The organism is Ruegeria sp. YTSC003 (assembly GCF_059609785.1).
The window spans coordinates 1-12,196 of sequence record NZ_JBXWMK010000018.1 but is presented as its reverse complement, the minus strand read 5'-3'; the positions used below and the strand labels follow the sequence as shown (position 1 = coordinate 12,196).

Annotated in this window: 10 protein-coding genes; 7 read left to right on the top strand and 3 right to left on the bottom strand. The window is 58.3% G+C overall.

Annotated elements, in window-relative coordinates; genetic code table 11:
• Positions 1 to 63: 63 nt before the first annotated feature.
• Positions 64 to 939: a LysR substrate-binding domain-containing protein gene (locus AC2FFH_RS21585; RefSeq protein ID WP_496845287.1), complete on the bottom strand. Its 876-nt coding sequence runs from the start codon at positions 937 to 939 to the stop codon at positions 64 to 66.
• Positions 940 to 1,057: 118 nt separating this feature from the next.
• Here AC2FFH_RS21585 and AC2FFH_RS21580 point away from each other — a divergent pair, with 118 nt between their 5' ends.
• Together AC2FFH_RS21580 and AC2FFH_RS21575 are read left to right on the top strand one after the other, a co-directional pair.
• Positions 1,058 to 1,813 (top strand): class II aldolase and adducin N-terminal domain-containing protein, encoded by a 756-nt coding sequence (locus AC2FFH_RS21580; RefSeq protein WP_496770574.1) that lies wholly within the window; start codon positions 1,058 to 1,060, stop codon positions 1,811 to 1,813.
• Between the two features lie 22 nt (positions 1,814 to 1,835).
• The gene (locus AC2FFH_RS21575; RefSeq protein WP_496770576.1) at positions 1,836 to 2,825 is read left to right on the top strand and encodes a sterol desaturase family protein; all 990 of its coding nucleotides are present in this window, start codon (positions 1,836 to 1,838) and stop codon (positions 2,823 to 2,825) included.
• On the opposite strand, the gene AC2FFH_RS21570 is transcribed toward AC2FFH_RS21575, so the two are convergent.
• Positions 2,822 to 3,763, bottom strand: a complete 942-nt coding sequence (locus AC2FFH_RS21570; protein WP_496770579.1) for a GlxA family transcriptional regulator — start codon at positions 3,761 to 3,763, stop codon at positions 2,822 to 2,824. The two genes, AC2FFH_RS21575 and AC2FFH_RS21570, sit on opposite strands and share 4 nt — an antisense overlap.
• 78 nt (positions 3,764 to 3,841) lie before the next feature.
• On the opposite strand from AC2FFH_RS21570, the gene AC2FFH_RS21565 reads away from it, so the two are divergent.
• Genes AC2FFH_RS21565 through AC2FFH_RS21555 form a run of 3 tightly spaced genes read left to right on the top strand, consistent with a single transcriptional unit; the run spans position 3,842 to position 7,810 of the window.
• Positions 3,842 to 5,002, top strand: a complete 1,161-nt coding sequence (locus tag AC2FFH_RS21565; protein WP_109313076.1) for an acyl-CoA dehydrogenase family protein — start codon at positions 3,842 to 3,844, stop codon at positions 5,000 to 5,002.
• A gap of 16 nt (positions 5,003 to 5,018) precedes the next feature.
• Positions 5,019 to 7,034 carry an acetate--CoA ligase family protein gene (locus AC2FFH_RS21560; RefSeq protein ID WP_496845286.1) on the top strand — a complete coding sequence of 672 codons (2,016 nt, stop codon included), beginning with the start codon at positions 5,019 to 5,021 and terminating at the stop codon, positions 7,032 to 7,034.
• Positions 7,031 to 7,810 (top strand): carnitinyl-CoA dehydratase, encoded by a 780-nt coding sequence (locus AC2FFH_RS21555; protein WP_496737291.1) that lies wholly within the window; start codon positions 7,031 to 7,033, stop codon positions 7,808 to 7,810. The genes AC2FFH_RS21560 and AC2FFH_RS21555 overlap by 4 nt, the downstream gene beginning before the upstream one ends.
• Before the next feature lie 5 nt (positions 7,811 to 7,815).
• Here the strand turns inward: AC2FFH_RS21555 and AC2FFH_RS21550 are convergent, their stop codons facing one another.
• Entirely contained in the window at positions 7,816 to 8,448 is a 633-nt protein-coding gene (locus AC2FFH_RS21550) for a class I SAM-dependent DNA methyltransferase (RefSeq protein WP_496737289.1), read from the bottom strand.
• A 90-nt stretch (positions 8,449 to 8,538) separates the two neighbouring features.
• Here AC2FFH_RS21550 and AC2FFH_RS21545 point away from each other — a divergent pair, with 90 nt between their 5' ends.
• Together AC2FFH_RS21545 and katG are read left to right on the top strand one after the other, a co-directional pair.
• Complete coding sequence (locus AC2FFH_RS21545) at positions 8,539 to 9,384, top strand: SDR family oxidoreductase (RefSeq protein ID WP_496770585.1); 846 nt, start codon at positions 8,539 to 8,541, stop codon at positions 9,382 to 9,384.
• A gap of 269 nt (positions 9,385 to 9,653) precedes the next feature.
• The gene (katG, locus tag AC2FFH_RS21540; protein WP_496770588.1) at positions 9,654 to 11,855 is read left to right on the top strand and encodes a catalase/peroxidase HPI; all 2,202 of its coding nucleotides are present in this window, start codon (positions 9,654 to 9,656) and stop codon (positions 11,853 to 11,855) included.
• Positions 11,856 to 12,196: the final 341 nt, after the last annotated feature.

Here is a 12,196-nt window from a genome sequence, read left to right as displayed (position 1 = left end):
TGCACGGCCCAACCAGAAGAGACGCCCGGCAGGGCATCGATGATGGGCGGGAGCAACCCTCGGTTATTTCTGTGTATCCTTCTCCAGTTCGCGGCGAACCCAATTGGCAAAAGCAATGGCGCCGGGGCTTTCTTCGGCGCGCGGTGACAGAAGCAGATAATAGGCTTCGGGCATGGGTGCGCGATGGGCGAACGGGGCTACTAAACGACCTTGCGCAATCAGGTCATTGGCAATGGTGTCATGCGCCAGACACAGCCCTCCGCCAGCCATGGCTACGGACAAGCTGACCAAATAGGTGGTCGAATAAGTGATTGCAGGATTTCCCCAATTTAGACCCTGTTCTTCAGTCCAACCCAGCCAGTTCGACAGCAGGTTCGAGCAGTCAAAAAGCGGCTGCTGTTGCAGGTCGTCCAACGTCACCTGATAGCCTGGCGCGCAGACTGGATAGTAGTGATCAGTTCTCAGCAATTCGGTCCGAACCGTATCTGACGGCCGTAGTGAATAACGGATTTCCACGGCGGCCCCTTCGGCCATTTCGCGCGGCTCCCAAAGCTCGGTAAAGATATTCAGCTGCACCTCGGGATGTAACGCCCGGAATTTCGGCAGTCTGGGTGCCAGCCAATTCACGGCAAAGGTGATGTTGCTTTGAACCTGAACCGAGTTCTGTTGGGCGCCGGTCACGGCCTGAGTTCCACGTACGAGTGTCCGAAATGCCTCGCGCACCACCGGAAGATACGTGATGCCCGCTTCGGTCAGTTCCAACGCGCGTGGTCGACGCAAAAACAAAGGCTGCCCAAGGTACCCTTCCAAGGACTTGATCTGCTGGCTGACCGCGCTTTGTGTCATGTTCAGATCCCGGGCTGCGCCGGTAAAGGACAAATGCCGCGCCGCCGCCTCAAACGTGCGGAGCCAACCCAGCGGAGGAAGTGGTTTTTGCATGCGTATAACCTTGCCATTAGTTCAGCTAATGGAATAGTTGTGTTTTTTTCGTTGGTCAATTTTTGACGCTACAGGCACGATTTCCGAAAGTTCTCAGCTATCCGCAAAGGAGCCCGGAATGACTGTTACAAACCTGCGCGCCAATATCGACCACTGGGCCGAACGTGTTGATCTGGCTGCAACCTTTCGCTGGGTCGAGCGGCTGAACATGCACGAAGGTGTCGCCAACCATTTTAGTCTGGCGGTGAACCCGGAAGGCACCCAGTTCCTGATGAACCCGAACCAGATGCATTTTGCGCGGGTCAAAGCGTCAAATCTGCTGTTTCTGGACGCAAATGATGCCGATGTGATGAACCAACCCGGTGCCCCGGATCCGACGGCCTGGGGTCTGCACGGCTCGATCCACCGCCACTGTCCGCATGCGCGCTGTGTGATGCACGTGCATTCGATCTTTGCGACGGTTCTGGCATCTTTGGCGGATAGCACCTTGCCCCCGATCGATCAGAACACGGCCACGTTCTACGACCGATACGTCGTGGATGAAGAGTTCGGAGGCCTCGCCTTTGAAAGCGAAGGTGAACGCTGCGCGTCGATGCTGTCGGACCCCAAGAAAAAGGTCATGATCATGGGCAATCACGGTGTTCTTGTGATCGGCAGTGACCCGGCAGATGCCTTTAACAGGCTTTATTATTTTGAACGCGCAGCGGAAACCTACATCCGAGCTCTGCAGACCGGCCAGCCATTGCGCGTCCTGCCAGATGAGATTGCCGAAAAGACTGCGCAAGAATTAGAAGACTATCCAGATCAGGCCCAGGCTCATCTGCGAGAGATCAAGGCCTTACTGGACGATTGCGGCTCTGACTACGCCACATGACAACCTCATCAGGGTAACGACCATGTCTGACACTACACAGAATCCGGAATCCGCTCGCTGGCACTATCATCCTGAAGGTCCGGTGGGGTTAAACCCCTTGTTCAATTGGCCACCACGTCCGTCAGCTGTGCTGAAATGGTACAGCGGGGCGTGGCTGCAGATCACGGCATTAACCTTGTGCCTTGCGCTGGCGGTTACCGCCTATGCTTTCTTTTTTCCGTCCTTGGAAAGTATGCAAAGCTTTGCACCGGGTTGGATGTTTCGCATTTGGCTGCTGAACATGGTGCCCCAGATACTCGTCGCAGGTGGGCTGCACTGGTGGCTGTACATGCGAAAAGGGCAGGGCATGTACAAAAAGTTCGACCGCCGCGACCTGACCCGCAACAATGGTACGTTCACATTCCGCAATCAGGTTCTGGACAATATCTGGTGGACGCTGGGCAGCGCGATGACCGTCGCGACCGTTTATCAGTGGATCATCTACTGGGCGATGGCCAACGGCTATGTGCCGACCATCACATGGTCCGGCGCGCCGGTCTGGTTCGTTGTGTGGATGGTGTTTATCCCGATGTGGTCAGGTCTGCACTTTTACTGGGTGCACCGGCTGGAACATCACCCGAAGCTCTACAAATACGTGCATGCTGTGCATCATCGTAACGTGAACATTGGGCCTTGGTCGGGAATCTCGAACCACTGGTACGAGAACCTGCTGTACTTCACGACCTATTTCATCCACCTGATCGTTCCGTCGCACCCGTTGCATGTGCTGTTCCACGCCTCCTTCCAGCAGATCAGCCCCGTGTTGTCTCATTCCGGGTTTGAAAAACTAAAGGCCGGAGACACGGATGCCGCCCGTGCCGGTGATTTCTTTCACCAGCTTCACCACCGGTATTTCGAGTGCAACTACGGCACCTCTGAAATTCCGTTCGACAAGTGGTTTGGCACGTACCATGACGGGTCGGCCGAGGCGACGACCCGGACAAGGGCGTACAAGAAACAGATGTATACCTAGCTGGTCCGAAGCGCGCGCGGCGTGACCCCGAATTCGGCTTTGAAGGCACGGGTCAGGGCGCTGGGGTCGTCATAGCCCGCGCGCAGGGCAACCTCACCGATGCTCAGGTCGGTTTCCGCCACCAGTTTGCGCGCAAGGTTCAGGCGCAGTCGGCGATAGACCTGCGCCGGGCCAGCGCCCAACTCGGACTGCATGCGGACGGACAGGGCTTTCTGCGATCGGCCAACCCGATTTGCGATTTCGGACACTGGCAAGGGGATCTCAAGGTGTTCCTGCATCAAGGCCAGCGCTTTGTTCACGTAACCGCTGGTCGCACCTGCGCCTCCCTTGTGCGAACGCGCGGAATCGCGGGTCATAAACAGCTGCGAAACTTCGAGCGCCAAGGCCTGCCCCTGATCTCGCCCAATCAGGTGCAAAACCAGATCAAAGGCCGCCATTGCCCCGGAACAAGTGATGCGATTGCGGTCGACAACATAGCGCTCGCGCCGCGCATCGATATCGGGAAACCTCTCGGTGAATCCGGTCAGCTCTTCCCAGTGAATCGTGGCGCGATGGCCGTCCAGCAGCCCTGCCTGCGCCAAAAGCCAGCTGCCAGTGTCGAGGCCTACCAGCACTTTGAACCGCTGATCCGCAGAACGCAGACCCGAAAGGGTCCGCCACCCGCCATGCGCGCGGAATCCATAAGATGGCATGACCATCAGCATGTCCCCACTGGCGGTCTGGAGTGGGCGATGCGGCGCGACCTGCAGCCCGGACGAGGATGTCACCGGATCACCCCCCAACGCAAGGAACTGCCAATCATACAATTTGCGACTAGCCAGAGTGTTTGCAGCCCGCAGCGGCTCGACCGTATTGGCCAGACAATGGTTTGAGAATCCGTCGAACAGGAGAACCCCGATTTGCTGCGGTGCAGAGGGTGATTTAGTCCATTCTTGCATGGTAAACTTCTATTTCTGCACGTTACAAATGACAAGCCGCGTCAGAATATGCCGCAACGCCAGATGTGGAGACGCCCGATGCAATATGGATTGTCCGACGAACAAGAGATGATCGTCTCTACCGTTCGCAGCTTTGTGGAAAACGAAATCTACCCGCATGAGGCGCTGGTCGAGCGCACCGGAGAAGTCCCGGAAGAGATCGCGGATGAGATCAAGCGCAAGACGATTGAACTGGGTTTTTATGCCTGTAATTTTCCCGAAAGCGTCGGTTGTGCAGGGTTGAACCATCTGGAGTTCGCGCTGGTCGAACGTGAGCTGGGCCGCGGGTCCATGGCGCTGAATCACTTCTTCGGGCGTCCTCAGAACATCCTGATGGCGTGTGAGGGCGAGCAGGTCGAACGATACTTGATGCCCGCCGTGCGTGGCGAAAGGATGGACGCGCTGGCAATGACCGAACCCGGTGCCGGGTCAGATGTTCGTGGAATGAAGTGCGCCGCGGTGCGGGATGGCGGAGACTGGGTGGTCAATGGCACCAAGCACTTCATCTCGGGCGCGGAGCACGCGGATTTCATCATCGTTTTCATCGCGACCGGAGAGGATCAGACGCCAAAAGGTCCGAAAAAGCGGATAACGGCGTTTCTGGTGGATCGCGGAACGCCCGGTTTCACCATCCGGGACGGGTACAAGTCGGTTAGCCATCGCGGTTACAAGAACATGGTTCTTGATTTCGATGATTGCCGTCTGCCGGACGCTCAGGTTCTGGGTGAGGTTGATGGCGGCTTTGAAGTGATGAACACCTGGCTTTATGCGACTCGTATCACGGTTGCTGCCATGTCCGTAGGCCGCGCACGCCGCGCTTTCGACTATGCGCTGGACTATTCCGCCACGCGCGAACAGTTCGGCCAGAAGATCGGCAAGTTTCAGGGCGTGTCCTTCCAAATCGCGGATATGATCACCGAGATTGACGCGGCGGACTTGTTGACGCTGGCCGCAGCCGACCGCCTGGACAAAGGCCTGCCTGCCAACCGCGAAATTGCTTCGGCTAAGCTCTATGCCTCGGAAATGCTCGCGCGGGTCACCGATGCCGCCATCCAAATTCACGGCGGCATGGGTCTGATGGACGATTACCCGCTTGAGCGGTTCTGGCGCGACGCGCGGGTCGAGCGTATCTGGGACGGGACCAGCGAAATTCAGCGCCACATTATCAGTCGCGATCTTTTGAGGGCACTCGGTGCGTGATGGAGGGGGCCGCCTGATGTCTTCCCTGTCACGCGTTTTGCACCCCACATCCATCGCTGTGATTGGCGGCGGCGCCTGGTGCGTCTCAGTGATCGAACAGGCCCGGAAATTCGGGTTTCAGGGCGACATCTGGCCGGTCCACCCAAAAGCCGGTCAAATCGCGGGTCTGAGTGCTTTTGCACGCCTTGAGGACCTTCCTGCGGCCCCCGACGTAGCCTTTGTTGGCATCAACCGTCATGCAACGATCGAGACGATCGCGGTCCTTTCGGCCATGGGGGCCGGGGGCGCCGTGTGTTTTGCCTCAGGCTTTACCGAGGCAAACGCCGAAGACGATCAGGGCGCGGATCTTCAGGCCCGGTTGGTGCAGGCCGCCGGTGAGATGCCGATCTTGGGGCCAAATTGCTACGGCTTCGTCAACGGGTTGAATTGCGCCGCAGTTTGGCCCGACCAGCACGGTATGCAGCCTGTGGATAGCGGCGTTGCGATCCTGACCCAAAGCTCGAATATCGCAATCAACATGACGATGCAGCGCCGCGCCCTGCCGCTGGCTTTTATGCTGACCAGCGGAAATCAGGCGCAGACCCATCAGGCCGACATTGCCTCGGCCCTGTTGGATGACGACCGGATCACGGCGATTGGCGTCCATATTGAAGGGTTCGGAAATCTTCGAAAGTGGGAGGCGTTGGCCAAAAAAGCCGGGGATCGAAACGTGCCGATCATCGCGCTGAAAATGGGCCGTTCGGCGCATGCGCAGGCGGCGACGATTTCCCACACCGCCTCATTGGCGGGAGGAGATGCGGGCGCGCAAGCCTTTCTGGACCGCCTGGGGATCGCGCGCTTGGATGACATTCCAAGCTTTCTGGAGTGTCTCAAGCTGCTGCACGTGGCCGGGCGCTTGGATAGCAACGGGTTGGGGTCGATCAGTTGCTCAGGTGGTGAGGCCAGTCTGGCTGCGGACATGGCCGAGGGGCGCAATCTGCACTTCCCGCCTTTGTCGCAAGCGCAAAAGGCTGACCTGCGCGATGCTCTGGGCCCGATGGTAGCCTTGGCGAACCCGCTGGATTATCACACTTACATCTGGCGTGACACGCAGGCCATGACCCGCGCATGGTCCGCCATGATGAGCCCGGAACAGGCCATCACCATGGCAATTGTCGATTATCCTCATACGGATGCGAGTGATTGGGAATGTGCAACGCAAGCCGCGCTGAATTGCGTTGCTCAGGCGGGGCGTCCTTTTGCGGTGACGGCGACTCTGCCAGAACTTTTGCCCCAAGACGTCGCTAAACGCCTGTTGGATGGGGGTGTTGTCCCCTTTGCCGGCTTGCATGAAGCGCTTGCTGCTATTGAGGCGGCAGTAGTGTCGAAAGCGACGACGGCCGAACCGGTTCTGTTGCCCTCGGAAAATGATGCGGACAGCGTTCTGACCGAAGCAGAAGCCAAGCGGGCACTGGCGAAATTCGGCGTGTGTGTTCCGCAAAGCGTTGTGGCACCGTCGGGCTTGGCGGCACAGGTTTCGGCGAACTTGACCGGTCCTTTCGCTGTCAAAGGCGTTGGGCTAGCACATAAGTCGGAACACGCGGCGGTACGACTGGAGGTTGATGCCGACGTTGTCGCCGAAGTTTCGGCGGATATTGGAACCGATGAGGTTCTCATTGAGGAAATGGCGGTCGCCGGCGTGGCGGAACTATTGGTCGGAGTGACCCGAGACCCGGCCCACGGGTTTGTTTTGACGCTGGGCGCCGGTGGGGTGCTGACAGAAATTCTGCGTGACACGGTTTCTTTGCTGATCCCGTCCTCGCGTGATGCAGTGCAGGAGGCGCTGGGCAAACTGAACTGCGCACCGATGCTGGCGGGATATCGCGGCAAACCAGCGGCAGAGATTGAGGCGATCCTGGACGCTGTCGATGCGGTGCAGGCCTATGTCATTGCCAACGCATCCCATGTCAGCGAAGTTGAAATAAACCCACTGATCTGCACACCGAACCGTGCCATAGCGGTGGATGCTCTGATCCGAAAGGCAAGTATATGAACCCGGTCAAAACCAAGCGCGATGGCGCAATTCTGGAAGTCACTTTGGACCGTCCCAAAGCGAACGCGATTGATTTGGCGACCAGCCGTGTCATGGGCGAAGTGTTTCGTGATTTCCGTGATGATCCAGATCTGCGCGTCGCCATCCTGACCGGTGGCGGCGAGAAGTTCTTTTGCCCCGGCTGGGATTTGAAAGCAGCCGCTGACGGAGACGCAGTCGACGGAGACTATGGCGTTGGTGGCTTTGGCGGGCTGCAGGAACTGCGGGACATGAACAAGCCGGTCATCGCAGCCGTCAACGGGATTGCCTGCGGCGGCGGGTTAGAATTGGCCCTGAGCGCCGACATGATCCTTGCTGCGGAACACGCCAGTTTTGCATTGCCGGAGATCCGGTCCGGCACAGTGGCCGACGCCGCTAGCGTAAAACTGCCCAAACGCATTCCGTATCATGTGGCGATGGAACTGCTGCTGACCGGGCGCTGGTTTGACCCCCAAGAGGCTAAGAACTGGGGATTGGTGAACGAAATCGTGCCGGGCGATCAACTGATGGATCGGGCATGGGAACTGGCGCGTCTTTTGGCCAGCGGTCCGCCTTTGGTTTATGCCGCAATCAAAGAGATTGTACGGGATGCCGAAGACTCCAAGTTTCAGGATGCCATGAATCGGATTACCGGGCGGCAATTGCCGACGGTTGATACCCTCTATGGCTCTGAAGACAATCTAGAAGGCGCCCGCGCTTTTGCTGAAAAGCGTGATCCCATGTGGAAAGGTCGATAGTCGGCCTAAGCGCGTTCAAACAGGGCTATCAGCGCTGTGTCATCTTTGTTGGGGCCAGATGCAAGATCGCCATAGATGCGAACTTCGGGCAGGGTCAGGTTCCGAATCTGGCCTTGCGCTAACCGGTGCAGGGCTTCGGCAAATCCCAGCTTTTCATAATGTTGGGCATTGATCGACAGCGCGAATTGAGCACCGGGGCGGGCCACACGCAGCAGCGCAGTCAAAGCTTCTGGCCCAAGGTGGCCATGGGTGAACGTGCCGGATGAAACGATCCCGGAGTAGCTTTCGCGCGGCACCGGGATGCCTTCGTTCAGATCGGCCTCAATGGCGTCGCGGTAGATATCCTTGCGCATGGCCTGATCCAGCATCTCGGCGCTGATATCGGTGGCATCTATCGGTCCCACACCCAGCCGGGCCAGAACCGCGCCGCACAGGCCAGTGCCTGCACCTACATCAAGCACAGGCCCTTGCCCGCCGGCGCCGACAAAGGCGCGGGCGGTATGGATGTGCAGCTGATAGTCCTCGCGCGTGGCAAAGCCTTCATCGTAATCCCCGGCCCATTCAGCATAGAGACGCTTGTGGTCTTCCGGGGAATCCAGCGCGTAGGCGGCATGCAGGTCTGGTGTTTTGTCACTCATATCCAAAAGAAAGGCGCATTGGGGGATTCGAATCAAGTATCCTTGGCAGAGTTCTTGCATCTGGCGAAATTGCGGATCATCTAAGAGCGTATGACAGGCACACTATTTTCCTTCGGTCACGGGTACTCGGCACAGGCCTTGTCCCGTCAGTTGCAACCCCATGGTTGGCGTATCTTCGGCACGACGCGTGATCCGGCCCAATCGCCGGTGGTCAAGGCATCCGGCGCAGAGCCGGTGATTTGGCCGGGGCAAGTGCCACAGCTGGATGGGGTGACGCATCTTTTGATCTCGGCCGCGCCAAACGCGGACGGAGATCCGGTTCTGGCTGCATTGGCGGATGAGATTGCGGAAAGGGCGGCGCAATTCAAATGGGTTGGCTATCTGTCGACCACGGCCGTGTATGGCGATCATCAGGGCAACTGGGTCGACGAAGCCACCCCCGCGACGCCAACGGCGCAGCGCGGCAAATGGCGGGTGCAGGCGGAAGAGCAGTGGCGGAACATCCCCGGCTTGCCGACACACATTTTTCGCCTTGCAGGCATCTATGGTCCCGGTCGTGGGCCGTTTTCCAAGCTCAAGCGTGTGGGTATGCGACGTATCATCAAGCCGGGGCAGGTCTTTTCCCGAATTCATGTCGCCGACATTGCCCAGGTTCTTGCCGCGTCCATGTCCGCGCCCAATCCGGGGGCGATTTACAACGTATGTGATGATGAACCCGTTCCACCGCAGGATGTCATCGCCTATGCGGCCGAATTGCAGGGATTGTCATTGCCGCCCGAAGTACCCTTCGACGAGGCCGACATGACCCCCATGGCGCGCAGCTTTTACAATGAGAACAAGCGGGTCAGAAACGATCGGATCAAGGATGAGCTGGGTGTAAACCTGATGTATCCGAACTATAGGGTCGGATTGAGGTCGCTGATGACCGGTGACTGAGCTACCGGCCTGATTTCCGGCGATGCGCACCGGGTGCTTAGTGATAGTTTTTGGTTATCAAAACCATCCATAAAGAAAACTTATTTGCATGGTGCGAATTTGCTAGGTCTGGCGGCGACAAGACAAGAGTCGCCGATACCTTTGACAGAATGTGCGCAATCCAAGCCGTGCATCTAAAAGAGGTAAAAGTGTCATCTATATATGTTCTTGATCGCCCGCGTTTCTCACCGCGCGAACGAGCCGGATTTTAGCCAGGATTGGAGATCGACATGGACGGAAGTGATAACCCTAAAACAGGCGGATGCCCTGTAATGCACGGCGCAGGAACCCGGTCAAACCGGGATTGGTGGCCGAACCAGCTGAACCTGTCGATCCTGCACCAGAATTCGCCTGCGTCGAACCCGCTGGGGCCTGATTTCGACTACGCTGAAGAATTCAAGAAGCTGGACATGAAGGCGCTGAAAGAAGACCTGTACGCGCTGATGACCGATTCTCAGGATTGGTGGCCTGCCGACTACGGTCATTACGGCGGTCTGTTCATCCGGATGGCCTGGCACAGCGCCGGTACATATCGCACGGCGGATGGCCGTGGCGGTGCCTCGACCGGGAACCAGCGCTTTGCGCCACTGAACAGCTGGCCGGATAACGGCAACCTTGATAAGGCGCGCCGTCTGCTGTGGCCGATCAAGCAGAAATACGGCAACCAGATTTCCTGGGCCGACCTGATGATCCTTGCCGGCAATTGCGCCATTGAATCCATGGGCGGCAAGACATTTGGCTTTGCTGGTGGTCGCGCGGATATCTGGGCGCCTGAAGAAGACATCTATTGGGGTTCCGAAACTGAGTGGCTTGCCCCCACCGACAACCCGCACAGCCGGTACACTGGTGAGCGCGACATGGAAAACCCACTCGCCGCCGTTCAGATGGGTCTGATCTACGTGAACCCCGAGGGCCCGGATGGTGAACCAAACGTGTTGGCCTCGGGCCGTGATATCCGCGACACCTTTGGCCGGATGGCGATGAATGACGAGGAAACCGTCGCGTTGGTTGCTGGTGGCCACACCTTTGGTAAGGCGCACGGCGCGGGCGATCCTGATCTGGTCGGCCCCGAACCCGAAGCGGCACCGATCGAAGAGATGGGCCTTGGCTGGATCAATAAGTTCGGTTCGGGCGTCGGTGACGATACCACGACCTCGGGCATCGAGGGCGCGTGGACCGCAAACCCGATCAAATGGGACAACGGATACTTTGACCTTCTGTTTGGATATGAGTGGAACCTGACCAAAAGCCCCGCAGGCGCGTGGATCTGGGAGCCGATCGGGGTCAAGGAAGAAGACATGGCCCCGGCGGCCGGTGATCCGACCAAGAAGGTCAAAACCATGATGACCACCGCCGACATGGCGATGCGCATGGATCCGATCTATGGCCCGATCTCGAAACGCTTCCACGAGAACCCGGAAGAGTTCGCAGATGCCTTCGCGCGCGCCTGGTTCAAGCTGACCCACCGCGATATGGGGCCGCGGTCGAACTATATCGGGTCGGAAGCCCCGACCGAAGAGCTGATCTGGCAGGACAACGTGCCTGCGGTGGATCACGATCTGGTCGATGCTGCCGATGTAGCGGATTTGAAAACCAAGATCGCTGCATCCGGTCTGTCGGTGTCCGAGCTGATCTCAACCGCATGGGCCTCGGCCTCGACCTTCCGCGGGTCGGACAAGCGGGGCGGTGCCAACGGCGCCCGTATCCGTCTTGCGCCTCAGAAGGATTGGGATGTCAACGAGCCAATGAAACTGTCCAAGGTGCTGGACGCGCTGACAGGCGTTCAAGAGGCGTTCAACGGCGCGCAGTCAGGCAACAAGAAAGTGTCGCTGGCCGACCTGATCGTTCTGGCCGGTGCCGTCGGCATCGAGCAGGCTGCCAAAGCTGGTGGTCAGGATGTCGAGGTTCCGTTCACCCCGGGCCGCACCGATGCATCGCAAGAGCAGACCGATGTGGACAGCGTCGCAGTCCTGGAGCCCGCAGCAGACGGTTTCCGCAACTACCAAAAGGCCGACTACACCGTCTCGCCCGAAGAGTTACTGGTCGATCGCGCACAATTGTTGACCTTGTCCGCACCAGAGATGACGGCACTTGTCGGTGGCCTGCGTGTTTTGGGCGCCAACTTCGGTGACGCCAAGCATGGGGTGTTCACGGATCGTGTGGGTGTACTCAGCAATGACTTCTTCACCAACATTCTGGACATGGGCACCGAATGGAAACCTGCCGGCAAGGGCGTTTATGAAGGTCGTGACCGCGCCAGCGGTGAGATCAAATGGACCGGTACACGCGTCGATCTGGTCTTCGGTTCCAACTCGCAACTGCGGGCGCTTGCTGAGGTCTACGGTCAGACGGGTGCCGAGGGTAAATTCGTCTGTGACTTTGTCTCGGCCTGGAACAAGGTGATGAACGCGGATCGATTTGATCTGAAGTAAACCGACGATCATCGCAGAGGTAGCGCCGCCCGAGGGGACTCGGGCGGCGTTTTCTTTGGGTCGAGTCCCGCGGGCATACCAAGCATTGGGTACGATTCCGTCCAAAGCCTTGACTAACCCGCGCGTCACGCATCGCCCAGCCCTGTTTCTTACCCAAATTATTAAGCTAACTTATTGTTTTCATTAACATGGGCGAGTTTCTGCAGAGAAATATGAAGTTTTTTCAAAATGGGGGTTGCAGGTCCCAGACCTAATCCGTAAATACCCCTTCACCGGCGCTGCTGAGGCGGTGCTGACGGGTCGGAGAGACGGCCGGACGGGTTGGAGAGACAGCCGGACGC